At 65.5% G+C, this 23,978-nt stretch carries 24 protein-coding genes; 9 read left to right on the top strand and 15 right to left on the bottom strand.

The annotated features are described in order from the left end of the window. Nucleotides 1-9: 9 nt before the first annotated feature. Complete coding sequence (locus FHS96_RS22800; protein ID WP_429597369.1) at nucleotides 10-2,061, top strand: glycosyltransferase family 9 protein; 2,052 nt, start codon at nucleotides 10-12, stop codon at nucleotides 2,059-2,061. Between the two features lie 85 nt (nucleotides 2,062-2,146). Continuing rightward, the gene (locus FHS96_RS22795; RefSeq protein WP_429597366.1) at nucleotides 2,147-3,373 is read left to right on the top strand and encodes a hypothetical protein; all 1,227 of its coding nucleotides are present in this window, start codon (nucleotides 2,147-2,149) and stop codon (nucleotides 3,371-3,373) included. A gap of 45 nt (nucleotides 3,374-3,418) precedes the next feature. On the opposite strand, the gene clpA is transcribed toward FHS96_RS22795, so the two are convergent. After that, the gene (gene clpA, locus FHS96_RS22790; RefSeq protein WP_429597363.1) at nucleotides 3,419-5,740 is read right to left on the bottom strand and encodes an ATP-dependent Clp protease ATP-binding subunit ClpA; all 2,322 of its coding nucleotides are present in this window, start codon (nucleotides 5,738-5,740) and stop codon (nucleotides 3,419-3,421) included. Between the two features lie 145 nt (nucleotides 5,741-5,885). Further along, a complete protein-coding gene (locus FHS96_RS22785; protein WP_429597360.1) occupies nucleotides 5,886-6,083 on the bottom strand; it encodes a DUF1192 domain-containing protein in 198 nt (65 codons plus the stop codon). Nucleotides 6,084-6,149: 66 nt separating this feature from the next. Here FHS96_RS22785 and FHS96_RS22780 point away from each other — a divergent pair, with 66 nt between their 5' ends. Together FHS96_RS22780 and FHS96_RS22775 are read left to right on the top strand one after the other, a co-directional pair. Then, complete coding sequence (locus FHS96_RS22780; protein ID WP_429597357.1) at nucleotides 6,150-7,142, top strand: NAD(P)H-quinone oxidoreductase; 993 nt, start codon at nucleotides 6,150-6,152, stop codon at nucleotides 7,140-7,142. A gap of 91 nt (nucleotides 7,143-7,233) precedes the next feature. Continuing rightward, nucleotides 7,234-7,677 carry a hypothetical protein gene (locus FHS96_RS22775; RefSeq protein WP_429597354.1) on the top strand — a complete coding sequence of 148 codons (444 nt, stop codon included), beginning with the start codon at nucleotides 7,234-7,236 and terminating at the stop codon, nucleotides 7,675-7,677. Between the two features lie 72 nt (nucleotides 7,678-7,749). Here FHS96_RS22775 and FHS96_RS22770 read toward each other — a convergent pair whose 3' ends face one another. From FHS96_RS22770 to FHS96_RS22760, 3 genes are all read right to left on the bottom strand, one after another. Beyond that, entirely contained in the window at nucleotides 7,750-8,397 is a 648-nt protein-coding gene (locus FHS96_RS22770; RefSeq protein ID WP_429597351.1) for a sigma-70 family RNA polymerase sigma factor, read from the bottom strand. A gap of 86 nt (nucleotides 8,398-8,483) precedes the next feature. After that, complete coding sequence (locus tag FHS96_RS22765) at nucleotides 8,484-8,624, bottom strand: hypothetical protein (RefSeq protein ID WP_429597349.1); 141 nt, start codon at nucleotides 8,622-8,624, stop codon at nucleotides 8,484-8,486. 66 nt (nucleotides 8,625-8,690) lie between these two features. Beyond that, nucleotides 8,691-9,491: a response regulator gene (locus FHS96_RS22760; RefSeq protein ID WP_429597346.1), complete on the bottom strand. Its 801-nt coding sequence runs from the start codon at nucleotides 9,489-9,491 to the stop codon at nucleotides 8,691-8,693. A 244-nt stretch (nucleotides 9,492-9,735) separates the two neighbouring features. On the opposite strand from FHS96_RS22760, the gene FHS96_RS22755 reads away from it, so the two are divergent. From FHS96_RS22755 to FHS96_RS22745, 3 genes are all read left to right on the top strand, one after another. Then, nucleotides 9,736-9,933 (top strand): NepR family anti-sigma factor, encoded by a 198-nt coding sequence (locus FHS96_RS22755; RefSeq protein ID WP_429597343.1) that lies wholly within the window; start codon nucleotides 9,736-9,738, stop codon nucleotides 9,931-9,933. 9 nt (nucleotides 9,934-9,942) lie between these two features. Then, nucleotides 9,943-11,556: a sensor histidine kinase gene (locus FHS96_RS22750; protein ID WP_429597341.1), complete on the top strand. Its 1,614-nt coding sequence runs from the start codon at nucleotides 9,943-9,945 to the stop codon at nucleotides 11,554-11,556. A gap of 289 nt (nucleotides 11,557-11,845) precedes the next feature. Next, nucleotides 11,846-11,947, top strand: coding sequence for an entericidin A/B family lipoprotein (locus FHS96_RS22745; RefSeq protein WP_429597846.1), 102 nt, complete (start codon nucleotides 11,846-11,848; stop codon nucleotides 11,945-11,947). A 423-nt stretch (nucleotides 11,948-12,370) separates the two neighbouring features. Here FHS96_RS22745 and FHS96_RS22740 read toward each other — a convergent pair whose 3' ends face one another. The 8 genes from FHS96_RS22740 to phaR all read right to left on the bottom strand — a co-directional run bounded on the left by FHS96_RS22740 (nucleotide 12,371) and on the right by phaR (nucleotide 18,871). Further along, nucleotides 12,371-14,095, bottom strand: a complete 1,725-nt coding sequence (locus tag FHS96_RS22740; protein WP_429597340.1) for a phospholipase D-like domain-containing protein — start codon at nucleotides 14,093-14,095, stop codon at nucleotides 12,371-12,373. Beyond that, a complete protein-coding gene (gene tatC, locus FHS96_RS22735; protein ID WP_429597338.1) occupies nucleotides 14,092-14,856 on the bottom strand; it encodes a twin-arginine translocase subunit TatC in 765 nt (254 codons plus the stop codon). Before tatC ends, FHS96_RS22740 begins: the two co-directional genes overlap by 4 nt. Then, nucleotides 14,853-15,389 (bottom strand): Sec-independent protein translocase protein TatB, encoded by a 537-nt coding sequence (gene tatB / locus FHS96_RS22730; protein ID WP_429597335.1) that lies wholly within the window; start codon nucleotides 15,387-15,389, stop codon nucleotides 14,853-14,855. Before tatB ends, tatC begins: the two co-directional genes overlap by 4 nt. A gap of 89 nt (nucleotides 15,390-15,478) precedes the next feature. Continuing rightward, nucleotides 15,479-15,709, bottom strand: coding sequence for a twin-arginine translocase TatA/TatE family subunit (locus FHS96_RS22725; protein WP_429597333.1), 231 nt, complete (start codon nucleotides 15,707-15,709; stop codon nucleotides 15,479-15,481). 70 nt (nucleotides 15,710-15,779) lie between these two features. Then, a complete protein-coding gene (gene scpB / locus FHS96_RS22720; RefSeq protein ID WP_429597330.1) occupies nucleotides 15,780-16,391 on the bottom strand; it encodes an SMC-Scp complex subunit ScpB in 612 nt (203 codons plus the stop codon). Beyond that, nucleotides 16,388-17,167, bottom strand: coding sequence for a segregation and condensation protein A (locus FHS96_RS22715; protein ID WP_429597327.1), 780 nt, complete (start codon nucleotides 17,165-17,167; stop codon nucleotides 16,388-16,390). The genes scpB and FHS96_RS22715 overlap by 4 nt, the downstream gene beginning before the upstream one ends. Before the next feature lie 68 nt (nucleotides 17,168-17,235). Next, a complete protein-coding gene (gene nagZ / locus FHS96_RS22710) occupies nucleotides 17,236-18,240 on the bottom strand; it encodes a beta-N-acetylhexosaminidase (RefSeq protein WP_429597324.1) in 1,005 nt (334 codons plus the stop codon). 58 nt (nucleotides 18,241-18,298) lie between these two features. Next, nucleotides 18,299-18,871 (bottom strand): polyhydroxyalkanoate synthesis repressor PhaR, encoded by a 573-nt coding sequence (gene phaR, locus FHS96_RS22705; protein WP_429597321.1) that lies wholly within the window; start codon nucleotides 18,869-18,871, stop codon nucleotides 18,299-18,301. 92 nt (nucleotides 18,872-18,963) lie between these two features. Here phaR and FHS96_RS22700 point away from each other — a divergent pair, with 92 nt between their 5' ends. Both FHS96_RS22700 and FHS96_RS22695 read left to right on the top strand, forming a co-directional pair. After that, on the top strand, nucleotides 18,964-19,956 hold the full coding sequence (locus tag FHS96_RS22700) for an alpha/beta fold hydrolase (protein ID WP_429597318.1): 993 nt from the start codon (nucleotides 18,964-18,966) through the stop codon (nucleotides 19,954-19,956). Between the two features lie 55 nt (nucleotides 19,957-20,011). After that, nucleotides 20,012-21,184: an acetyl-CoA C-acetyltransferase gene (locus FHS96_RS22695; protein ID WP_429597315.1), complete on the top strand. Its 1,173-nt coding sequence runs from the start codon at nucleotides 20,012-20,014 to the stop codon at nucleotides 21,182-21,184. Nucleotides 21,185-21,231: 47 nt separating this feature from the next. Here FHS96_RS22695 and FHS96_RS22690 read toward each other — a convergent pair whose 3' ends face one another. Both FHS96_RS22690 and FHS96_RS22685 read right to left on the bottom strand, forming a co-directional pair. Continuing rightward, nucleotides 21,232-22,278: an alanine racemase gene (locus FHS96_RS22690; RefSeq protein WP_429597312.1), complete on the bottom strand. Its 1,047-nt coding sequence runs from the start codon at nucleotides 22,276-22,278 to the stop codon at nucleotides 21,232-21,234. Nucleotides 22,279-22,334: 56 nt separating this feature from the next. Beyond that, on the bottom strand, nucleotides 22,335-23,921 hold the full coding sequence (locus tag FHS96_RS22685; RefSeq protein ID WP_429597309.1) for an MFS transporter: 1,587 nt from the start codon (nucleotides 23,919-23,921) through the stop codon (nucleotides 22,335-22,337). Nucleotides 23,922-23,978 lie beyond the last annotated feature (57 nt).

The following is a 23,978-nucleotide window of genomic DNA, read 5'->3' as shown; positions in this document are numbered from 1 at the left end:
TTCCATGCCATGTTGCGCGACCTGCCCGATCGGCCGAACCCCATGATGAAATCAGTGCGCGCAGCAGCCCTGCGCCTCTTCGCGTTGACACCCTGGGGCGTCGCCCATGGCCTTTCGAAACGCGCGGGTCTCGCGCGAGACCAAGGGCGGATGGATATCGCGGCAGCGCTTTATCAAGAAGCGCTCCGCTTCGCCCCGCGCCGTGCCCGCATTCATATGCAATGCGGGCATATGATGAAGGAGATGGGCGATCTGGCGGGCGCCGAGCATCATTATCTCGCCGCGAAGCGGCTCACGCCAAACAATCCCGATGTCGCGCTGCAGCTCGGCCATTTCTACAAGGTTGCACGACGTCCCGACCTCTCCGTCGAGGCCTATCGCCGCGCACTTGAACTGAAGCCCGATTTCGCTGACGCCGAGCGCGAGCTTGCCGCCGCCGAACCGGACCCGACCGATACCGCTGCGGCGGTCACACCGGTTGATATCAGTCAGCTCGCGCCTGAACTTTTCCCGCGGGAAAAGTTATCTTCCGGCATGCGCATGCCCGGAATCCAAATGCTGCATGTAGGGGCGCGCCACGTACGCGGCCATTGGGGCGCGCGCGTCATGCGCGGAGTGGAAGCGGTGCGCGGCCACTGCATCGGCGCCGGAAGCGACATGGCGGTCGTCATGCTGATCGATGGCGAAACAGTGTTCGATTCCGCCGAAGCGGGGGCAGGATCGGTCGGCGTGGAGGTGACGGACAAAACCACCTTCAATATCTGGCACGATTTCTCGCAGTACGGCTCCGGCTGCTACAATCTCGAAATTCGATGCAGAGGCAAAGCGGGCGCCTTTTCGTGGAAAGACATGATCGTGGTGCACCCGGCACTGCATTCGGCGGATCATCCCGACTCGGATGCCGTGGTCGGCCCGCTCGACGACCTTGGCGAAGGCCTGGAAGTAGCGATCAACGCCGCCCCAAGCGCAATCCGTTCAGCCCGCCGATCGATTTTCGCCGAAGCGCCGCGCAACGTGCTGATCCAGCGGGTCGACCAACTCGGTGATCTCGTCATTTCCGTGCCAGCGCTCAGAAAGCTGAGAGCGTTGCTGCCCGATGCGCAATTGGTCGGGCTGCTGACCGGCGCCAATGCTGACCTCGCCCGTTCGTTGGGGCTATTTGATCACATCATCCTGATAGACTTTCCCGAGGTACCCGGTGGAGGCCGCCGCGTGATGTCTCCCCAAGACCAAGTGGCATTGAAATCCCGGCTCGCCGCCTTCGATTTCGATTTGGCCATCGACCTCAGCGAGAGTTCCGCTTCCCGGCCGCTGCTCAAACTCTCCGGAGCGCGTTTTCTCTACGGTTTCAACGAGCGAATCTCGCCATGGCTGTCGGCCGGCTATGAGAGTCATGCGCGCGATCCCGTCAACGCGCTGGAACGCACGCCGCCATCAGGCAATACGGTGGCACTGATCGACCGGCTGGCGACGATGATCGACAGCGGGACGGTTCCCGTCCAACGCGACGATCTGTCCCGCTCGATCTTGAAGCGGTTCGGCATCGGTCGGGCAGACGAATATGTCGTCCTGCATACGGGCGCCCGTCTGGCATTCAGTCGCTGGCCGCATTTTGCCGCGCTGGTGGCATTGATCCTTGAGCGCACAGCGTTGAAGATTGTCGTCATGGCGGACGATGCTGCGGCCTATGATTCTTTTTCCGAGACGCAGCTGTCGCACCCGCGATTGCTGCGCATCGTCGGCAAGATGTCATTCGACGAGTTTGATGCGATGTTGAGCTTCGCACAGGGCTTCGTCGGCAATGATTCCGGGCCAAAGCATCTTGCTGCATTGCGCGGCACGCATGCCGTCAGCCTGCACATGGCGCGGCTGAACTGGAACGAGTGGGGGCAGGAAAACGCCGGATCAATCATCAGCCGCCGCATTCCGTGCGCGGGCTGCGCCATCACCCGGGCTGAAGAATGTGCAAAGGACTTCGCCTGCCTTCGCCACATCAAGCCGGAAGAGGTGTTCGCCGCGCTGATGGCGGAGAAACCCATAGCCGAAGGCGCCGCGGCATGATTCTACCGGTTTGGCCGGCGTGATGCCCTCCCTTCCCTTGGCGACGCGTACCGATATGTCGGCAACTCTACCGGCGAGACACGCTGTGGAAGCGATCGGCGCGCTCCCTCAACTTTTGGCCGCGCTCGATCGCCCACGTGACGTCCAGACACTGCTCGATTGTGCGGCAGTGGCGGAACAACGTGGCATGGACGCCGAAGCGGACCTGCTGCTTCATATCGCTTTCATTCATCGCGGCTTCGGGCAGGAGGATCGCCGCTGGCAATCCGCTACAGCATTGGCGTACGGTGTTCCGGGATTCGATCCGGTTCCAGCCGTGATCTCCGTGCCATCGTCCGCGATTGAGGCCGCGGTCTATGAATTGACCGATCTGGCCAGCATCGCAGCGCATGACCCGGAGTCGGAACGGGTGATGGAGGTGGCGCCATTATCTGCCACCGACCCCCTCGTGGCGCGTGACGAAGCACGAACTGCGTGTAAAGATCTGATCAATGCGCTGCTGCAGCCTTTCGACGCCAACCGCCTGAGATCCGCACTGCATGACGTCGAAGCCGCCGGGCAAAAGCTTGGCGCGATCGATGCCCGCGCTAATGCCGAGGATGCACAGACGCTCGCGCTGGGGCTGGCCGGAGTCTCGCTGGTCAGGTTTATCGAGATCGTCGCGTCCGCACGGTTCGGACCTGCCGGCTCGCTAAGCATGTTCCATCGCCTCGCGCGCGCTGAGCGTCATGGCTTGGGCGCGTATTTCGGCAATGTCGCAAACATCATTAGACATGGGAGGGACATATTCTGGTTGATCAGCGCCGCCATGGGCGACGATTTCGGTGCGCGCTTCGACGACTGGGCGGCCCTGATCGGCACGCGCCTTCCTGACGACCTGTTGATCGATCTGGTCGACGAACTCGCGGATCTTCATCGGTTGCCGGCCATTCAGTCGATCTGGACGATCAAATCGCGGGAACTGGAATGCGCGCGCGGGGTGGCACTCGTCATCCGCGACGCGGCACTCGATCTTCGTGACCTCAATCTCGCAACCGATGCTCAGCGCATGGCAGTGTCGAAGAACCTGTTCGATCCATTGGACTGGATGATCCTCGGCGATATCCACATCAACGCCGGCCAGCCGGATTCCGCGGAACTTGCCTATCGATCCGCGTTGAAATTGGCGCCCAGAAACGAAGTGATCAATGCTCGGCGGCAGGCTGTCCTTACGGGCTTACATGATCACTTAGCGATCAACCGCGGTTTCGGACATCGAAGCGTTCTGCGGAGCCTTCAGGACTCCGTGAAGGACGGTGCCAAAAACATATGACCCGCAATGCAGCGGCGCTTCGCGCAACTGCACTGCGGGTCGTCGTCACGCCTTCGACGTCTCCACCTTCTTGCCCCCGCCCTTCTTGGGCATCTTGGGGGCGGCCGACACGATTTCGAATGCCAGCGCATCGTCCTTCAGGTGGACCTTCACCTCGCCGCCATGGACGAGCTTGCCGAACAGCAGTTCCTCCGCCAGCGGCTGCTTGATCTTCTCCTGGATCAGGCGGCCCATCGGGCGAGCGCCATAGAGCTTGTCATAGCCCCGGGCGGTGAGCCACGCCTTGGCGTCGTCGTCGAGGTTGATGTGGACGTTGCGGTCCGCCAGCTGCAGTTCGAGCTGGAGGATGAACTTGTCCACCACGCGGGCGACCACCTCGGGCGGCAGATAGCCGAACGGCACGACCGCATCGAGACGGTTGCGGAATTCCGGCGTGAACATCCGCTTGATCGCCTCGTCACCCGCATCCTCGCGGCTCATCGCGCCGAAGCCGATGCCTTCGCTGGCCATTTCGGCAGCACCGGCATTGGTCGTCATGATGAGGATCACGTTGCGGAAGTCGACGGTCTTGCCGTGGTGGTCGGTCAGCTTGCCGTTGTCCATCACCTGCAGCAGGATGTTGAACAGGTCCGGATGCGCCTTCTCGATCTCGTCGAGCAGCAGCACCGAATGTGGCTGCTGGTCGACGGCGTCGGTCAGCAGGCCACCCTGATCATAGCCGACATAGCCCGGAGGCGCGCCGATCAGCCGGCTGACCGAATGGCGCTCCATATATTCGGACATGTCGAAGCGCTGCAGCGGAATGCCCAGGATCGTGGCGAGCTGGCGGGCAACCTCGGTCTTGCCGACGCCGGTGGGGCCGGTGAACAGGTAGTTGCCGATCGGCTTGTCCGGGTCGCGCAGCCCCGCGCGGCTGAGCTTGATCGCGCTCGACAGCTTCTCGATCGCGAGATTCTGGCCGAACACGACACGCTTCAGATCGGCGTCCAACGTCTCCAGCGTCTTCTTGTCGTCGGTGGATACGGACTTCGGCGGTATGCGCGCCATCGTCGCGATCACCGCCTCGATCTCCTTGGAGGTGATCGTCTTCTTGCGCTTGCTGGGCGCCACCAGCATCTGCATCGCGCCGACTTCGTCGATCACGTCGATCGCCTTGTCCGGCAGCTTGCGGTCGTTGATGTAGCGGGCCGACAGCTCCACCGCCGACTTGATCGCATCGGGGGTGTATTTGACGTTGTGGTGCCCCTCGAACGCCGAGCGCAGGCCGGCGAGAATCTTGATCGTATCCTCGATGCTGGGCTCGTTGACGTCGATCTTCTGGAAGCGCCGCAGCAGCGCGCGGTCCTTCTCGAAGTGGTTGCGGAACTCCTTGTAGGTGGTCGATCCGATGCAGCGGATCGTGCCGCCCGACAGCGCGGGCTTCAGCAGGTTGGACGCGTCCATCGCACCGCCGGACGTGGCGCCGGCACCGATCACCGTGTGGATCTCATCGATGAAGAGCACCGCGTGCGGCAGCTTCTCAAGTTCAGAGACGACCGCCTTCAGCCGTTCCTCGAAGTCACCGCGATAGCGGGTGCCCGCGAGCAGCGCACCCATGTCGAGCGAGTAGATCACCGCCTGCTGCAGCACCTCGGGCACGTCGCCCTCGACGATCTTGCGGGCCAGGCCTTCCGCGATCGCGGTCTTGCCGACGCCGGGATCGCCGACATAGAGCGGGTTGTTCTTCGAGCGGCGGCACAGGATCTGGACGGTGCGGTCCACCTCCGGCCCGCGGCCGATCAGCGGATCGACCTTGCCCTTCTTCGCCTTCTCGTTGAGATCGACGGTGAATTGCTTGAGCGCGCTTTCGGCCTTGCCGCCCTTGGCCTCGGACTTCTGCGTCTTCTCCTCCTCGGCGCCCTTGACCTCGCGCGGCTCGGGGGCGGTGCCGCCCTTGCCAACGCCATGGCTGATGAAGCTCACCGCATCGAGGCGGCTCATATCCTGCTGCTGCAGGAAATAGACGGCATAGCTCTCACGCTCGCTGAACAGGGCGACGAGCACGTTTGCGCCGGTCACCTCGTCGCGGCCCGAGGACTGGACGTGAAGGATGGCGCGCTGGACAACGCGCTGGAAACCGGCGGTGGGCGACGGATCGGTCTGCCCTTCGACCTTGAGCGAATCGAGCTCGGTATCGAGGTAGAGCGTCACCGCATCCTTGAGCTCGCCCATGTTCACGCCGCACGCGCCCATCACCTTGGAGGCATGCTCGTCACCGATCAGCGCGAGCAGCAGATGCTCGAGCGTCGCATATTCGTGGCGACGATCGGAGGCATGGCGCAGCGCATTGTGCAAAGTGGTTTCGAGCTCAGTGGCGAATGAAGGCATCAAATCACTCCAAGCGGGCCGGGATAGGGGCGGCCCGTAGCATCTATGTCGTGTGCCGGTGCCGCGACATCAAGCGCAGCCGGTTCGATCGCAGCCGAACCGGATCCGTTCGAAGCGCACGCGGCGCATCCGGATCCGGCGACGCTCATCGCCTGAACAGCGCCTCGGCGCTGGAGCGATGGCTGATCGCGCCTTCGATCTTGCGCTTCGTGCGGGCGATTTCCGCTTCCAGCGCGGCCACCCGCAACTGCAGTTCGTCGACCGACAGCGGGTCGAGATCCTGGCGTACCAGAGCGACCAGAGGGTCGTCGGGCCGCCGCGCGGCGAGATCGTCCAGATCCATGCCCACAACCTTGATCGTGCCGCCCGTCCTGTCAATAAGCCCCTGCGTGCAAAAACAGGAGCAGTGATGCAGACCCGGACGATGCTGGCGATCGATCCCGCCGAGGCCGGCGGCCCCGAGGTTCTCGTGGCCGTCGAGCGGCCGGTGCCGCTGCCCGGCGCGGGCGAGGTGCTGATCCGAGTCGCCGCCGCGGGGGTGAACCGTCCGGACGTGCTCCAGCGCCGCGGCATGTATCCGCCGCCCAAGGGCGCGCCCTCGATTCTCGGCCTGGAGGTCGCGGGCGAGGTGGTCGCGGTCGGCGGCGGCGGCGATTCGGCGCTGGTCGGCACGCGCGTCTGCGCGCTTGTCGCGGGCGGCGGCTATGCCGAATTTTGCGTGGCGCCGGCGGCGCAGTGCCTGCCGGTGCCGGACGGGTTCGATATCGTCGAGGCGGCGGCGCTGCCCGAAACCCTGTTCACGGTGTGGAGCAACCTGTTCCAGCGCGCCCGCGCGGTGACGGGCGAGCATGTCCTCGTCCATGGCGGCACCAGCGGCATCGGCACGATGGCGATCGCGCTCGGCAAGCTGTTCGGGCTGACGATGATCGTCACCTGCGGATCGGCCGCCAAATGCGATGCGGCGCGCGCGCTGGGCGCCGATCATGCGATCGACTATTCGGCCGATGATTTCGTCGCGGCGGTGAAGGACATCACCGGCGGCACCGGCGTGCAGGTGGTGCTCGACATGGTCGGCGGTGACTATCTGCCGCGCAACATGAAGGCGATGGCCGATGACGGCCGCCACGTCTCGATCGCGGTGCAGCGCGGCGCGAAGGCGGAGATCAGCGTCGCCGAAGTGATGATGCGCCGGCTGGTGCTGACCGGATCGACGCTGCGCGCGCGGCCGGTGGCGTTCAAGGCGGCGGTGGCGGAGGAATTGAAGCAGCGCGTGTGGCCTCTGGTCGCGGAAGGCCGCCTGCGCCCGGTGATGGACCGCAGTTTCTCCCTGACCGAGGCCGCCGCCGCGCATGCTCGCATGGAAGCGGGCGACCATATCGGCAAGATCGTACTGAAGGCGTAAAACCGCCCACAGTGCCGGGAAGGGCTGGACCGCCCCCCGCCACGCCACGACCGGCTAGCGCTCCCCCCGGACATTCCTCGGGGGGAAGAACATGATCAACATCATCCGTTGGGGTTTCGCGACCCTTTTGTTCGGCATCATCATCCTGTCGTTCGCGCTGCATCCGCTGCCGCTGCTGCGCACCGACGCGCCGGCTGTGCATCATATCGAGGATCTGAAACCGGGCACCGAGTTCGCCAGGCTGCAGTTCGTGATGGACTATGGCGGCGGCGTGATCATGCCGGTAACAGGCGATCCCGTTTCGGGAAAGGGCGGGAAGCCGACACTTCCCTCGATCGGCTATTCCTGTCGCGAGATAAGCATACTCGGTCGGCTACAGGGATATGGCGCCGGGCTCTATTCGCGGGGCCACAACCGCATCGATTTCACACCGCTCAATCTCGACAACCTCGATGTGCTTCTGGATGCACATCTGGGGCTGGCTGGTGCTGGCGATCGGACGCGGCTGGGCGTGGTGGGAATGGCGCGATGCTGAACGACGCAAGGATGAGGGTAGCATCATCTGATCGAGATGCCCTCTCCCCAGCGTGGAGAGAGAGCATCACGATCAATTCTCGCGGCTGAGATTGTCGACGTCGTCCATGATAGCCTCGAGCGCGGTCTTGCCCGGGGCGTTGGAGTGCGTGCGGCGAGACGGCAAGGCGCCATCAGTCATCAGCGCTTCCAGCGCGGCACGGCCACGGGCGACACGGCTCTTGATCGTGCCGACGGCGACGCCGCAGATTTCTGCGGCTTCCTCATAGGCGAAGCCACCGGCGCCAACGAGAATCAACGCCTCGCGCTGCGCTTCGGGCAGGTGCATCAACGCGCGTTGGATGTCGCCCAGTTCGACATGCTTGTCCTGCCCCGCGGGCGCCGCCAACAGCCGGTCCGCCGTCAGATCGTCCCACTCGCCCTTGAAGCGCGCGCGGCGCATCTGGGAAAGATAGAGGTTGCGCAGAATGATGAAGGTCCAGGCGCGCATGTTCGTGCCCGCCTGGAAGCGGTGGCGCGCAGCCCACGCCTTCATCAGCGTTTCCTGGACGAGGTCGTCGGCAAGGTCGCGGCTGCCCGAGACCGAACGGCCGAAGGCGCGCAGGTGCGGGATCACCCGCGCAAGCTCTTCCTTGAACTCGGCGTCCGACAGCGGAACGGGCTCGGGCGCAACGCCCTCGTCCAGGCCGTCCTCATCATCATGTCCGCGCGATTGGTTCAAAGCAGTACGTCCCCCGGGGTGTTTCGCGCGCTCGGCACAATAGCCGGCCGCATCGGAGATGACCAGCGAAGCCGCCGTTGCCATATTTAGTTGCCGCCCCACATTGTGATGCCAATGAAGGCCAGGATCACGAGCGTGAGCGAAATGATCAGGATGTAGCGCACGACATGCGGGGTCGACCCGGCACGTGCTTCTTCCTTATCGACATGAATTTCTTCGTCCGCCACCATCCGCCTCCCGGCCATCTGTCGTTACAAGAACGCAATGGCCGCGAAGTCGGTTCCGCCCATACGTCAGTTTGCCGGAACAGTCGCCTGATCGAAGAACAAAGCCTGTGCGATCGCCGCCTTCACCGTCGAACGCTGGAACGGCTTGGTGATCAGGAAGGTCGGCTCGGGCCGCTCGCCGGTCAGCAGGCGTTCGGGGAAAGCGGTGATGAAGATCACCGGCACGTTGAATTCGGCCAGGATGTCCTTCACCGCGTCGATGCCCGAACTGTCGTCGGCGAGTTGGATATCCGCAAGCACCAGGCCGGGGCGCTGGGCAAGCGCCTGCGTCACCGCCTCTTCGCGGGTAACGGCAACGCCGCTGACGTCGTGCCCCAGATCGCGCACGATCGTTTCGAGGTCCATCGCGATGATCGGTTCATCCTCGATGATCAGAACGTCGGCGCGCGTCTGCGATTCGATTTCCGCAAGCGCCTCGGCCACCAGCGAGTCGACATCTTCGGGCGACGCGTCGATCAGATAGCCGGCATCTTCGGGCGAGAAACCTTCCATCGCGGTCAGCAGCAGCGCCTGGCGCGACAGCGGCGTCACACGCGCAAGACGAGCAGATGCGATCGTCTCCGGCGCATGCGCCGCGCCGCCGACCTCTCCATCGATGTCGATATTGGTCGACGCCCAGATCGCCTGGAAGGTGCGATAGAGCCCCATGCGCGGATCGACATCGCGGGGGAACTGATCGGGCGCCTGAACGATTGCCTCCAGCGTGGCACGCACATAGGCATCACCATGGCCCTGGCTGCCCGTCAGCGCACGCGCATAACGGCGCAGGAACGGAAGATGTGGGACCAACTGCTGACCGAGCGACATGGGATGGATAACTCCTGCGGTTCCAAAACTGTGTGGGAGCCCGGACGCCACATGACAACCCCGCCCCCGCGCAAGCCGCCAAGAAAGAGCGACCGGTACGGGGAACCAACGAACGACTTTTTTGTTTCATACACCGATGCGGACTTTATACGCATGTCGCAGCGCGGATGGGCCGTGCGCGATTACGGATCAACTGGTCCCGCAGTCGCGAGCGGGCGTGCATTGTTGTTGAAGGGGGCGCGGCTTGGGATCGGGCACGGACAATACGGTATCACGGGGTACGCCGGCCGCGGCCCCGGATGCGGGCTCGACCGCGCCCGACACGAGGCGCAGTACGGGTGACGGCAAGGATGTCGGTCGCGCGCTGCGCACCGTCTATGATAGCGCGCTCGGCGAATCGATTCCGAAAGAGATGCTCGATCTCCTGGGCAAGCTCGATTAATCGCGTGAGATGACCGCACCCCTCCCGCGCGATGATGGAGCGGCTCCACCATCGCTGGGTGGGCGCCTGAGCCGGATATCGACCGGCTTCAAGATGTTCGTCATCCTCAGCATCGCCCTGCTGCCGCTAGGGCTGATCGCCTTTCTCGCATCCGCACAGTCCAGCCGCACCGCTGATCTCGAGCGGCGCGCGATCGTGCGGATAGCGCTCACAGAAAGCGCGCGGACGCTGGGTGCCGAGATCGCCGCCGATGTGTCCGCGCTTCAGCAGGCGGCGGATTCGATCCAGGCCGATCCGCTCAACCCGCAGGCCTGCGCCCTCGCCATCTCGGTGCTGCAAACGCAAAGCGGCCGCGCGCCGCGGTTCGCGGTGTTCACATCGCTCGGCGAACTGCGCTGCGCCAGTCCCCGCTTTGCCCCGCCGCGCCCCCTCGTCACTACCCGCGATCCCCCGCTAACCGCCATGATCGATCCCGGGTCGGCATCGCTGCGTCTGGTGATCCGCAGCGGCAGCGGCGCGGCGGTGGCGGTTGCCGAATATCCCCGCTCGCAACTGAGCGAGGCGGTGCGACCGGTTGGATACGTGCCGCCGCACATGCTGACATTGGCGCAGGAGGAAGGCGACGGCGTGTCGATCGACCTTAGCGACAATCTCGTCCGCACCCCGCTGATGCGCACCGACACTGTCGTCCATGCCACGGGCATCGCCGACCTTGCGCTGGTGATGACGGTGGGCCGCGTGCCCTTCACATCTGCCGAGATCCTCTCGCTGCTGACGCCGCTGCTGATGTGGCTGGCGGCGGCGACGATCGGCTGGCTGGTGGTCGACCGGTTGCTGATCGCACCGCTGAAGCGGCTCGAGAGTGAGGTTTCCGCCTATCAGCCGGGCGACACGATGACGTTCGAGCGGGTCAGGGGCCCCTCCGAAGAGCTGCGCCAGCTTGGCCAGAGCTTCCGGACGCTGGGCGATGCGGTTTCCGAGCACGAAACCGAGATGGCGGAGGGGCTCGCCCGGCAGACCAAGCTGACGCGCGAAGTCCATCATCGCGTGAAGAACAATCTGCAGGTGGTCGCCAGCCTGATCAACCTGCACGCCCGCTCTGCCAAGTCCGAGGACGCGACTGCGGCCTATGCCTCGATCCAGCGCCGCGTCGATGCGCTGTCGGTGGTCCACCGCAACCATTATGCCGAGCTGGAAGAGAATCTGGGGCTCGCGCTCCGTCCGCTGATCGCCGAGATCGCTTCCAACTTCCGCGCCAGCGCGCCAGAGACCGGCCCCAAACCGACGATCACGCTCGAGATCAGCCCGCTCCATATCAGTCAGGACGTCGCAGTTGCGGTGGCCTTCCTCATCACCGAACTGCTCGAACTCGCGCTGCTGGTCGATCGTGCCGCCGCCATCGCGATCACCGCGACGCGCGCCGATGCGCCCGGGAGGGCCACCCTCACCATTCGGTCGCGCGCGCTCATCGTCACGCCGCGCTTCGAAGAGATCAACCTGCAAGGATTCGGCCGTGTCATCGAGGGGCTATCACGGCAGCTCCGCTCGCCGATTGCGCGCGATGCCGAAGAAGGCGGCTTCGCGATCCAGATCGCCGTGCTGGACGATGACGCGAAAAAATAATCGCGCCCCACATTTTTCGCGGAACCGATCGCGAAGGTGGTGGTTCTACACTTCGGATAGCGACCTTTTGCCCCCCCGCTCTCGCTATCCACGACATAGGCCCGGATGCGTCCACCCCCCCGAGACGCATCCGGGCCTTATTTTTTTCCAAATTCTGCCAACAACTTGATCGTTTCCCCGGTGGAACATCCGCCGTGTTTGCGCATTGAGTCAGCCGGTCGCGCGCCAGAGCGCGCCGCTTATTTGGTTCAGGAGACGTCGCATGGTTCGCAAATATCTTGGCATCGTGATGGTCGCCGGTGCGCTGCTGGTCAGTGCCTGCAACACGGTTGAGGGCGCCGGCCGCGACGTCCAGTCGGCTGGCAAGGCCGTTGAGGACGCCGCCGACTGAGCATTGCCGGCAAATCCCCTGGGCAAGCCCGCGCCATCAGGTGCGGGCTTGGAGAGCGATGATTTCCCACCGAAATCCCCCGGCGCAGGCCGGGGCCCAGGGGTTCTGGCAGCAATCAAAGCCTGGAGGGCTGCAGATAGGTCAGCGGATCGATGATACACCACGCCGCAGCCGTTATGCTCCCTCCCGTTCGCAGCGGTACCAGCCGAAGCATGAAGGGGTCTCCCGAAGGCTGCATTGCTATAGACCCGCACTGAGCCCATGCCGGCTCAACAGCGCCCTTCGCCGCAGGAGCGATGAGGCAGCGTCGAAGCTCTTGCTTCCGGGAAAGGGATCATCAGAGAGCAGATCGACGCAGAACAGTCTCGTTCAGCGCTTCAACCTCACCCACTTCGCATAAGCCGACGGTCGCCCGCCGAATGGTCAAACCAGATCGTCGGGCACGAACCAGTAGGGACGGCCGAAGCGGCGCGCACGGCCGATCTGATAGGGAACGACGAAGCCCTTGCGTGTTTCCGGCGTGGCATCGACATTGGCGAGCGCGGTGCGGCGCCAATCGTCAAGCGTCGCGTTGCCATCCAGATGATTCGCGAACAATTGCCGCCACAGATGGTCGCGGAACGCCGCGATGCCTTCATCGTCATGCGCCCACAGCATTCCGAATTCGGTATCCCATTCGAAGCTGCGGCCGTTGATGTTCGCCGACGAGAGCAAGCAGGCATCGCCGTCGGCAATCAGCAGCTTGGCGTGGATGTGGATCAGCCCCGATCCGAACGCCGTACCACGATCCTCGACGAAATCCTGCTCATCGCGCCGCACGCCTTCGCGCTTGGCGAGCGTGAACAGCCCCACCCGGTCGCGCCCGCCGGACCGCACGACGCGCTTGAGCGCGCGGGCCTGGAGATACTCGCCATGGCGATGCGCGGGATTATCGCCCTGCCCCTCGAACGCGATTTCCTCGGGCACGTTGGCGACGAGAATGATCACTTCGAGTTCGGGCGACGCGCGCAGCGCCTGCACCACCCAGCGCGCCGCCGCCGCCGAACGGAAGAACTGCGCTTCGATATAAAGCTGTCGGCGCGCGCCCACGATCAAGCTGCGATGCGCCGCCTTCAGTTCGCGCACATGCGCGCGTGGGCCGAATGCAACGGGCGAGGTCGACAAGCGCGAACGCGTACGCAGGAACTGCACGCGCGCATGCCCACCAGGCGCGGGGGCCGGCAACTCGACCGCGTCCGTCAATGGATCGAGCTGCAGCGTCTCTCCCGCCCCGTTCGACCATTCGGCGACGACGGCGCGGTAGCGCGGCAGTTCGGCATTCCACAGCGTCGCGAAATGGCGGGCGGCGTCCGCAACCGCCGGGCCGCGCACGATCGCCGAAACATCGTGCCAGGTCTGGTCGGCACGCTGGCGATGACGGCGATCGTCCCAGCGGCGCTCGTCAAGATCGAGGCCGCCGGCAACCGCGACGGTACCATCGATCACCGCGAATTTCTGATGATAGGTCGCGGGCCACAGCCGCGGCAGCAGCGGCAGCGCGCGGATCCGCGCCGGCTTGCCCGAACGCCACAATACATAGCGCCACAGCCCCGGCCGAACGCTGAGCCCACCATCGGCGGCATCGCCTTCGAGCAGCTTCGCTACCACCTTGCGCGCGCGCACGCCCACTGCCAGCCGCAGCGCCTGCCGCCACACCCAGCCGAGTTCGCCTTCGTGCATCACGATCATGATCTCGAGCCGTGCGGCGATCACCGGGTCGAGCGGCGCTGCGGCATCGCGCAGCCGCCGGAAGCTCGCCCAGGATCCGGCATGGAGATAATCCGCCATCACCGGTTCGAAGTCGGCGATCATCACGCGCACCGAAACGCCGCGCTGCAAGGCATCGACGATCAACGCCGTCCAGTCGGCCAGTCCCCGCGCCTTCGCCTCGTTCGACCGCGTGCGGGTATCGGGATCGAAGACGCGAAACGCCAGCCACACGCTTTCGCGCGCGTCCAGCACCAGCCGCTCCATCGCCGGATACATCTCGGCCGCCTCGACCAGCGGCTCGACGGCGCAACCATCATGAACGGCAAAGGGCTGGCAATCGGGGCCTTCGACCCGCATCGCGTTCGCCGCGTCGATGAACGGCGCGGCCACGCCCGTCATGCGTCGCTAACCGCCTCGGCGCGCACACGGCGGCGTTCGGTGAACCAGATCGCAATCAGCGCGAATTCATAAAGCAGCATTAGCGGGATCGCGAGCAGGAGCTGCGAGACGATATCCGGAGGCGTCAGCACCGCGGCGATCGCGAAGGCGCCGACGATCGCATAGCGCCGGCCGCTGACGAGCTGCTGACGGGTGACGATGCCGGCTCGCTCGAGCAGCATCAGCACAACTGGCAGCAGGAAGCTGACGCCAAAGCCGAACAGGAACTTGGTGATGAAGTTCAGATAATTGCCGATCGCCGGCAGCGCCTCACGCTCGACGCCGCCGACATTGCCCTCGAATCCGCCGAGCAGGAAGTGCAGCGCCACTGGAATCGCGAAGAAATAGGCAAGCGAGGCGCCCATCGCGAACAGGATTGGCGTCATCAGCAAGAAGGGCAGGAAGGCGCGCTTCTCGTTCGCATAGAGACCGGGCGCCACGAAGCGCCAAAGCTGCGTCGCGATGACCGGAAAAGCGAGCATGATCGCGGCGAAGAAGGCCACCTTCACATTGACGAAGAACGCTTCGAAAATGTCGGTGTAGATCAGCTTGCCCTGCCCCGCCTTGAGCAGCGGCTGCACCAGCACGCCGAAGATCGGCTCGGCGAAATAGAGGCACAGCGCGAAACCGATCGCGAAGGCGCCGACGCACCAGAGGAGGCGCTTGCGCAGCTCGATCAGATGGTCGAGCAGCGGCGCGCGGCTGTCGTCAATGTCCTTCATGCTTGCTTGTCGAGCCAGTACGGGCGTTCTTCGGGTGCGGGCGGTGGCGGTGCGGCATCAGATCCGTCGGTTGCCGGAGACGGCGCCGCCGCCGTGGCCTCGTGAGGCTGAGCCGGCGCGGCGTCCGCGTCACCCCGTGCATCGGTCGACGCGCTATCCTCCGCCTTTTCCAGCGACGGGCCCTTATCGAGCGAGGGGCCTTTTCCCAGCGAGGGCACGTCGGGCACCGGATCCGCGGTCAGCGCCAATGGCTGCTGCTGCGGCGTGGTATCGTCCAGCTCGGGAAAGGAGGTTGCGGCGGAATGCTCACGCATGATCCGCTCATTCTCTTCCTTCCACTTCTTCTCCATTTCCTCCAGCTCGGCCTCACGCACCATCGCGTCGAAGCCGGAGCGGAACTGGCGCGCGACACCACGCGCACGGCCGACCCAATAGCCGACCACCCGCATCGCCTTGGGCAGATCCTTGGGGCCGATCACGATCAGCGCGACGAACGCGACGAGGAGGAGTTCAGTGGGAGCGACGTCGAACATCGCGCGCTTCTAACGCCTTTCCGGGCGATGGACATCCGAAACCGACGCCGGGCACGGCCCGGCGCGGCAAATCCAGCTTGGCAATCCGATCAGGCGTCGCGCTTCAGCGGCTCACGCTCACGGTCCGCAGCGAAATCGCCCGCCGGACGGCCTTCGATCTGGGTCGGCTTGGCCGCTTCGTCTTCCTCGGAGAGCCCCTTCTTGAAGCTCTTGAGGCCCTTGGCGACGTCACCCATCATGTCGGAGAAGCGGCCCTTGCCGAACAGCAGCAGGATCACGACACCAACGACGAGCCAATGCCAGAGGCTCAGACCACCCATAACAATCTCCTTTGCCGGCAGCCTCGCCGCCGCTTTTCAAGCCCAAACCAGCCCGTGTTATGCGCCCTATCTAGTCGCTGTCGCCGGGACTTTCCAGTTCCCGCGATTCAAGCGCCAGATCGAGCGGGTCGAGCAGCCCCGCCGCCTTCAGATCGTCGATCCCGGGAAGGTCGCGCCGGCTCTTGAGCCCGAAATGTGACAGGAACGCTGCGGTCGTCGCATAAGTCAGCGGCCGGCCGGGAGATTCCCGCCTTCCCGCCGGGCGAATCCACCCCGCTTCCATCAGGACGTCGAGCGTGCCCTTTGCGGTCTGCACGCCGCGAATCGTCTCGATCTCCGCGCGGCTGACGGGCTCATGATAGGCGATGATCGCCAATGTCTCGACGCCGGCGCGGCTCAGCCTGCGCGGTTCCTCGCGCTCGCGGCGCAGCACATGGGCGAGATCGCCGGCGGTCTGGAAATGCCAGCGACCGCCGCGTTCAACCAGTTCGAAGCCGCGCCCGGCATAGCGCGCGGCGAGTCGCCTGAGCACTGCGCGGATATCCAGCCCCTCGCCCAGATAGAAGGCAATGTCACCCGGGGTGAGCGGTTCGGACGCGGCGAAGAGCACTGCCTCCACCGCGCGATCGATTGCGATGAACGCATCCTCATCCCGTACCGCCGGCACCCCATCTTCGCTCACGCCGCCTTCACCATCAGCGGCGCGAAGGCGCCATCCTGCTGAAGCTCAACCCTGCCGAGGCGCGCGAGTTCGAGGATGGCGAGGAAACTGGAGGCGAGTGCGGAGCGGCGATATTCGGGATCGGGGCTGTCGGGAATGAAGCTCTGCAGTTCGGACCATTCGATGCGGACGCCGAGCAGCGATTCGATGCGCAACAGTGCCTGCTCAAGCGTCATCACCGGCCGGCGCGAGACCATGTGGACCACGGGCGCGGTGCGCGCCTTGATCATGCCATAGGCCTGGATCAGTTCGAACAGGTCGGCGTCCCAGGCGAGCCGCCGGACGGTGCGCAAGCCCTCGGGCGCACCGCGCAGGAACACATCGCGGCCCAGCCGATCGCGCGCGAGCAGCCGTGCCCCCGCCTCGCGCATTGCATCGAGCCGCTGAAGCCGCAATTGCAGCCGCAGCGCCAATTCCTCTGGACTGGGATCGGCCTCGGCATCCTTGGGCAGCAGCAGGCAGGATTTGAGATAAGCGAGCCACGCCGCCATCACGAGATAGTCCGCGGCGATCTCCAGCTTGAGCGCCTTGGCGTCGTTGATGAAGGTCAGATATTGCTCGACCAGCGCGAGGATCGAGATTTCGCGCAGATCCACTTTTTGCGTCCGCGCCAGTGCCAGCAACAGATCGAGCGGGCCTTCCCAGCCATCGATGTCGATGGTCAGCCGATCCTCCGCCGGCGGCTCGGCGCGGGGCGGCAATTCGCCGAAGTCGAAGGAATCGTCCTGTTGCACCATCGCGAGAGTCTGCCGTGGTGGGGGCTGGAAGTCGAGGAGGAGGAGGAGGAGGAGGAAGTCAGGCCGCTTTACGCCGCCGCCAGCAACGCGTCCCGCTTCGCCACCAATGCCCCGAAATCGCCGTTCGCGCCGCCTGCCACTGTTGCCATCGCGCGCGCCAGCCGATCAACCGACTCGGCGCGCATGTCCGGTAGCGCATCCGCGATCGCGACCATCTCCTCGAAGCGACCCCAGCAGTCGAGCGCGACGTCGCAGCCGGCGGCCACCGCGGCGCAGGCCTTGTCCGCGGGCGTGCCGGCGAGCGCCTTCATATCGATATCATCGCTCATCAGGAAACCGTCGAAGCCGATGCGGCCGCGGATCACATCGCGGATGATGGTGGGCGACAATGTCGCGCAGCGGTCCGCATCCCAGGGGGTGTAGAGGACGTGCGCGGTCATTCCCATCGGCGCGTCTGCCAGCCGCGCGAACGGCGCCAGATCTTCCGCCAGCGCATCCTCGGGCGCATCGACCACGGGGAGCGCCAAGTGGCTGTCGACCAGTGCCCGGCCATGGCCCGGCATATGCTTGACGATGCCGACAACGCCACCGCGCCGAAGCCCGTCGATCACCGCGCGGCCAAGCGCGGCGACGCGCATCGGTTCCGCCCCCAGCGAACGGTCGCCGATCACATTGCTGCCTTCCGGCCGGCGCACGTCGAGCAGCGGCAGCGCGTCGACGGTGATACCGCACTCGGCGAGCATCAGCGCGATCGCCTGCGCGTTGACCCGCGCCGCCTCGATCGCCGCCAGCGGCGACGCGTCATAGAGCGCGTCGAAGCGCCCCTGCGGCGGGAAGGCGGGCCACTCGGGCGGCTGCATCCGCGCGACGCGGCCGCCTTCCTGGTCGATCAGGATCGGCAGGTCGGCGCGGCCGTGGAGATCGCGCAGGCTGTCGGTCAGTGCGCGAAGCTGCCCGCGATCGACGATGTTGCGCTTGAACAGGATATAGCCGGCGGGATGCGCATCGGCGAACAGCGCACGCTCGTCTGCGGTAAGGCTGTCGCCGGCGAGGCCGAAGATCACGGGCTTCATGGCGCGGCGATAGCCGCCGCCGGGCGCTCCTGTCGAGAGGCGCGCCCAGCAGACGGAATCAGCGGCCGAGCTTTTCGATCTGCGCCTGGAGGCTGGCGAGTTGCGCCTTCAGCGCGTCAATCTCACCATCCTTGGCCTCAGCGGCTCCGCCCGTGGGAGCGGCCCCACCGCGTTTGGGGGAAAAGGCGCTGGTCGCGGCCTCGAACATCGCCATGTTGCGCTTGGCGAGATCGGCGAACGGGCCACCCCCGAACGCACCTTCCATGGCGCTGCGGAACTGTTCCTGGTTGCGGCGGAATGCCTCCATCGAGGCTTCCAGATATTGCGGCACCATCGCCTGCATCGAATCGCCATACATCGAGATCAGCTGGCGCAGGAAGCTGACGGGCAGCATGTTCTGCCCGCGGGATTCCTCTTCCATGATGATCTGGGTGAGGACATTATGCGTGATGTCCTCGTCATTCTTGGCGTCGACGACCTTGAACTCGCGACCCTCGCGGGTCATCGCCGCGAGATGATCGAGGGTGATATAGCTGGACGTCTCGGTATTGTAGAGGCGACGATTGGCGTACTTCTTGATGATGACGACATCCGACTCGCCCGAAGCGCGGGCAGCGGCGGCTTTGGACATTTTCTCTCTCTCCCGCGGTGTACATGGTAAACATAACATCAGTTGATGCCGCACCGCAACACGGCCCCCGCCCTCTCCCGCTGTTTTTGGACATGGTGCGTACACTGGCTGCGAAAGACCCGCAGCATGCGGGCAAGGTACTGGCCGGGCTTGCAGCGTATCAACAGGCCGAACGCGATGAAATCCATGGAAAAACGGATGTCGTTTCGCAGGTGGAGCGGGTATCTTTGATCGACTATGGCGGCAGCGGGCCGCCGGTCGTCTTCATCCCTTCGCTGATCAATCCCGCGCATATCCTCGACATCGCGCCGCACAATTCAATGTTGCGCTGGCTGAGCGGGCACGGAATCCGCCCCCTGTTGGTCGATTGGGGCACGCCGACGCCCGCGGAATCAGCGCGCGACATCGCCCGCCATATCGAAGATCTGCTGGTGCCGCTGGTAGAGGCGCTGGGCGAGCGGCCGGTGCTCGCCGGCTATTGCCTAGGCGGGACGATCGCGGTCGCAGCGGCGACGATGCTGCGACCGCGCGGGCTGGCGCTGATTGCGACTCCGTGGCACTTTGCCGGCTTCCCCGCACAGAGTCGCGAAGACATGTCCGCCTTGTGGTCGGATGTGCATGACGCGGCGGGTGCGATGGGCCTGTTGCCGATCGAGGTTCTGCAGGCCGCGTTCTGGCGGCTCGATCCCGATCGGGTGATGCAGAAATATGCCGACTTCGGCGAACTCGACCCCGCGAGCGACGCCGCACGATCCTTCGTCACGCTCGAAGATTGGGCGAATGCGGGAGCGCCGCTGACCTGGGCGGCGGGCCGCGACCTTTTCGACGATCTGTTCTATGCCGACCTGCCGGGCCGCCGCCGCTGGCGGGTAGGCGGCGGCTACGTCGACCCTGAGACGATCGACGCCCCGATCCTCGACATCGTTTCCACCTGCGACCGGATCGTGCCCGCCGCGACCGCGCTGGGGCGCGGCACCACGCGGCTGCTCGACGCCGGCCATGTCGGCATGGTGGTGGGGCGCCGCGCGCGCGAGCAGCTTTGGCAACCGCTGCTGCAGTGGCTTTCGCAGCTTCCGGCTAGCTGATAGGAGCGCGGCGCACTGAACCTTCCGCTTCCTGTACCTGGAAAGGATTTGCCGCATGTCCGACATCGTCATTACCGCCGCCAAGCGCACGCCAGTAGGGAGTTTCCTGGGCTCGTTCGGTGCGGTCCCCGCGCATGAACTCGGTCGCGTCGCGATCATGGCCGCGCTGGAACAGGCGGGAGTGGCCCCGGAAGATGTATCCGAAGTAATTCTTGGCCAGGTGCTCACCGCCGCGCAGGGCCAGAACCCGGCGCGCCAGGCCTCGATGGCGGCCGGGATTCCGAAGGAAGTGCCCGCCTGGGGCGTCAACCAGGTCTGCGGTTCGGGGCTGCGCGCGGTCGCGCTCGGCGCGCAGGCGATCGCGAACGGCGACGCCACGATCATCGTCGCCGGCGGTCAAGAGAGCATGTCGCTTTCCAACCATGCGCAGGCGCTGCGCGCCGGCCAGAAGATGGGCGCCGTCAGCCTCGTCGATACGATGATCGTCGATGGCCTGACCGACGCGTTCAACAATTACCACATGGGTATCACCGCCGAGAATGTCGCCGAACAGTGCCAGGTGACGCGCGAGCAGCAGGACGTGTTCGCCGTTCGCTCACAGAACCTCGCCTCGGCGGCGCGCGCCGCCGGCCGCTTCAAGGATGAGATAGCGCCGGTGACGGTGAAGGGCCGCAAGGGCGACACCGTCGTCGAGAATGACGAATATATCCGCGACAACGCCTCGATTGAGACGATGTCCGGCCTGCGTCCGGCGTTCAAGAAGGATGGTTCGGTGACCGCCGCCAACGCCAGCGGCCTCAACGACGGTGCCGCGGCGCTGGTGCTGATGACCCGCGAGGAAGCCGAAAAGCGCGGCGCCAAGGTGCTGGCGCGCATCGCGAGCTGGGCCTCGGCCGGCGTCGATCCGGCGGTGATGGGCCTCGGCCCGGTGCCCGCCACCAAGCGCGCGCTGGAAAAGGCCGGCTGGACGGTCGGCGATCTCGACCTCATCGAAGCCAACGAAGCCTTCGCCGCGCAGGCGCTGGCCGTGGGCAAGGAACTCGGCCTGGATCCCGAGAAGGTCAACGTCAATGGCGGCGCGATCGCCATCGGCCACCCGATCGGCGCCTCGGGCGCGCGCGTGCTGACCACCTTGCTCTATGAAATGGAGAAACGCGACGCGAAGAAGGGCCTGGCCACGCTGTGCATCGGCGGCGGCATGGGCATCGCGATGTGCGTGGAGCGCTGAGCTGACCTAATCTCCTCCCCGAGCTTCGCTCGGGGAGGAAAATCTCTTTATCCCCACAATCGCTGATAGCGCCGGCCGAGCATTGTCAGCAGCTCATATTGCGACTGGCCGGACTGTGCCGCAGCGCCCGGCAGGTCGAAGTCGATCGCCACCCAGTCGCCCTCGGCGAGCCTCGGCGCAGCATCGACGCAGAAGGTGGTGAGATCCATCGAGACCCGGCCGGTGACCGGCAGCACCGCATCGCCAGCACGCGCGGCGCCGGTGCCCGAAAAGCCGCGCAGATAGCCGTCGGCATAGCCGAGATTGACCACCGCCAGTTCCATCGGCCGATCAGCGACGAAGGTGGAATTATAACCGACCGGATCGCCGGGGCCGATGCGCCGCCGCTGCAATATTTGCGCCTCGGGCGTCACCACTTGGCGGATCCCGCCCGTCGCCTCGGCGCGCGGCAGGCCGCCATAGAGCGCGAGGCCGGGGCGGGTAAGATCGAACGCATAATCCGCCCCAAGACAGATGCCCGCCGAATTGGCGAGGCTCAGCCGCTTGGCACCGGTGCGGCCGGCGAGCGCAGCGAAGGCGCTTCGCTGCGCAGCATTCAACGGCACATCCTCATCCGCGCAGGCAAGGTGGCTCATCAGCGTGTCGATCGCGAGACCGTCGAGCAGGCCGGCGGCGACATCCGCCGCCGCCACGCCCAGCCGGTTCATGCCGGTATCGACCATCACGTCGCACGCGCCGCCGCCGGCATCGCGCCAGCGCCGCACCTGTTCGGGCGTCGCGAGCACCGGGCGCGCCGGCATCGCCAGCGCGGTCGGCATATCCTCTTCGCGCACGCCGTGCAGCACCGCGACTGACAGGCCGGCCGCGGCATCAGCGATCTGCACCGCCTCCCCCCAGGTCGCGACGAAGAAATCCCGGCAGCCCGCCGCCGCCAGCCGTTCGACGACGCCCGCCGCCCCCAGGCCATAGCCATCGGCCTTGACCGCGGCACCGCAACGGGCCGCGCCGCTGCGCGCCGCCAGCCACCGCCAATTGGCGATCAGGGCTGCGGAATCGAGGCGGAGGCGCAGCGGTGCGGGAGGAAGCTGGAACACGCCGCGGTGCCTACGCCGCGCCCGTCCGCACGGCAAGGCGCGCGGCGCCCCGCACGCTATTCCAGTCGGCGGCCCGCCGTTTCCGGCAGCCAGATCGCCGCGACCACCAGCCCCATCGCCACCACCGCGATCACATACCAGATGCCGGCGAACGGATCGCCCGTCCGCGCCACGATATACTGGGTGATGAAGGGCAGGAAGCCGCCGAAATAGCCGGTGCCGAGATGATAGGGGATAGAGAGCGAGGTATAGCGGACGCGCGCCGGAAAAAGCTCGACGAGCAAGGCCGCGGCGGGGCCATAGGTCATCCCCGCGAGCCCGCCGATCAGCAGGATCGCGCCGATGATCGTCAGCGCCTGCGGCAAGGTCGGCACGATCTTGTCGAGGCGATAGCCGGCGGCCGCGAGCGCGGCATCGATCCCCTCCGCATCGGCCACCGCCACCGCCGTGCCGCCGATCGTCACCTGCGGCGGCGCCCCTGCGGGTGCCTCGATCTTGCGATAGGCGATGCCCTTTTTCGAGAGCAGATCGAGGATGCGGCCGCAGGCCGTGGCCTGGGTGCCGGCGAACGGATCATAGCGGCAGTCGCTGCCGCTGACCACGACCGGCGCGCGCGCCGACGCCGCCTGCAGTGCCGGATTGGCAGCGCCGGCGATGATGTGGAAAGTCGGGAAGATCATGATCAGCGCGAGCACATAACCGATCAGCAGTAGCCGCTTGCGCCCGAACCGGTCGGAGAGCCAGCCGAACAGGATGAACCAGCCGATGCTCAGCATCGCGCCGGTGCCGGCGATGATACGCGCGGCATCATCCTGCACGCGCATCGAATTCTGGAGGAAATAGAGCGTCTGGAACTGCGCCGAATACCAGATCACGGTCAGCCCGCCCGCCACGCCGAACAGTGCCACCAGCAGCCGGCCAATCTTGGCGCGGCTGTCGAAACTCTCGCGCAGCGGGTTGCGCGCCACCTCTCCCGCCGCCTTCATCGCCTTGAACACCGGGCTTTCGCTGAGTTTCAGCCGGATCCACAGCGAGATCGCCAGCAGCACGATCGAAAAGAGGAATGGCAGGCGCCAGCCCCAGGCTTCGAGTGCGGCATCGTCGAGCAGCGCGCCGCACAGGAGGACGACGGCAAGGCTCATCATGAAGCCGCCGACGACGCTCGCCTGGATGAAGCTGGTGTAGAAGCCCCGCCGCCCGTCCGGCGCATGTTCGGCGACATAGACCGCCGCCCCACCATATTCGCCGCCCAGCGCCAGCCCCTGCGTCAACCGGCAGATGACCAGCAGCACCGGCGCGAGGATCCCCGCCTGCGCGAAGGTAGGCAGCAGGCCGACCGCGGCGGTGGCGCCGCCCATCAATGTGATGGTGACGAGGAAGGTATATTTGCGCCCCAGCCGGTCCCCCAGATAGCCGAACAGCACCGCACCCAGCGGTCGCACGCCGAAACCGGCGCCGAAGGTGGCGAGCGCGAGCAGGAAACCGGCGGTTTCGTTGGCAGCGGGGAAGAACAGCCGCGCAATCAGCGTGGCAAGTGTGCCGTAGACGAAGAAATCATACCATTCGAACATCGTGCCGAGCGACGATGCGGTGATGACGAGGCCGATCTCACGCCGCGTCGGTTGATATGCTGGTTCGTCCATGCGGTTGCCCCCTGCCCGGCCGCGAGACTGGCGCGGAATATCGGATGCGGCAAGCGC

Origin of the sequence: Sphingomonas zeicaulis, assembly GCF_050433225.1 — a bacterium.
Taxonomy (GTDB): Bacteria; Pseudomonadota; Alphaproteobacteria; order Sphingomonadales; family Sphingomonadaceae; genus Sphingomonas_D; species Sphingomonas_D zeicaulis.
This window is presented reverse-complemented; position numbering and strand designations above follow the sequence as displayed.

Coding starts and splice junctions, on each gene's coding strand:
- tatC (WP_429597338.1), bottom strand. CDS start 14,856: ATGAAGGACATTGACGACAGCCGCGCGCCGCTGCTCGACCATCTGATC.
- FHS96_RS22685 (WP_429597309.1), bottom strand. CDS start 23,921: ATGGACGAACCAGCATATCAACCGACGCGGCGTGAGATCGGCCTCGTC.
- FHS96_RS22750 (WP_429597341.1), top strand. CDS start 9,943: ATGACCGCACCCCTCCCGCGCGATGATGGAGCGGCTCCACCATCGCTG.
- tatB (WP_429597335.1), bottom strand. CDS start 15,389: ATGTTCGACGTCGCTCCCACTGAACTCCTCCTCGTCGCGTTCGTCGCG.
- FHS96_RS22725 (WP_429597333.1), bottom strand. CDS start 15,709: ATGGGTGGTCTGAGCCTCTGGCATTGGCTCGTCGTTGGTGTCGTGATC.
- FHS96_RS22800 (WP_429597369.1), top strand. CDS start 10: ATGTTGCGCGACCTGCCCGATCGGCCGAACCCCATGATGAAATCAGTG.
- FHS96_RS22745 (WP_429597846.1), top strand. CDS start 11,846: ATGGTCGCCGGTGCGCTGCTGGTCAGTGCCTGCAACACGGTTGAGGGC.
- FHS96_RS22760 (WP_429597346.1), bottom strand. CDS start 9,491: ATGTCGCTCGGTCAGCAGTTGGTCCCACATCTTCCGTTCCTGCGCCGT.
- FHS96_RS22740 (WP_429597340.1), bottom strand. CDS start 14,095: ATGACGGGCGTGGCCGCGCCGTTCATCGACGCGGCGAACGCGATGCGG.
- FHS96_RS22775 (WP_429597354.1), top strand. CDS start 7,234: ATGATCAACATCATCCGTTGGGGTTTCGCGACCCTTTTGTTCGGCATC.
- FHS96_RS22715 (WP_429597327.1), bottom strand. CDS start 17,167: ATGGTGCAACAGGACGATTCCTTCGACTTCGGCGAATTGCCGCCCCGC.
- FHS96_RS22700 (WP_429597318.1), top strand. CDS start 18,964: ATGGTGCGTACACTGGCTGCGAAAGACCCGCAGCATGCGGGCAAGGTA.
- clpA (WP_429597363.1), bottom strand. CDS start 5,740: ATGCCTTCATTCGCCACTGAGCTCGAAACCACTTTGCACAATGCGCTG.
- FHS96_RS22785 (WP_429597360.1), bottom strand. CDS start 6,083: ATGGATCTGGACGATCTCGCCGCGCGGCGGCCCGACGACCCTCTGGTC.
- phaR (WP_429597321.1), bottom strand. CDS start 18,871: ATGTCCAAAGCCGCCGCTGCCCGCGCTTCGGGCGAGTCGGATGTCGTC.
- FHS96_RS22695 (WP_429597315.1), top strand. CDS start 20,012: ATGTCCGACATCGTCATTACCGCCGCCAAGCGCACGCCAGTAGGGAGT.
- nagZ (WP_429597324.1), bottom strand. CDS start 18,240: ATGAAGCCCGTGATCTTCGGCCTCGCCGGCGACAGCCTTACCGCAGAC.
- FHS96_RS22780 (WP_429597357.1), top strand. CDS start 6,150: ATGCAGACCCGGACGATGCTGGCGATCGATCCCGCCGAGGCCGGCGGC.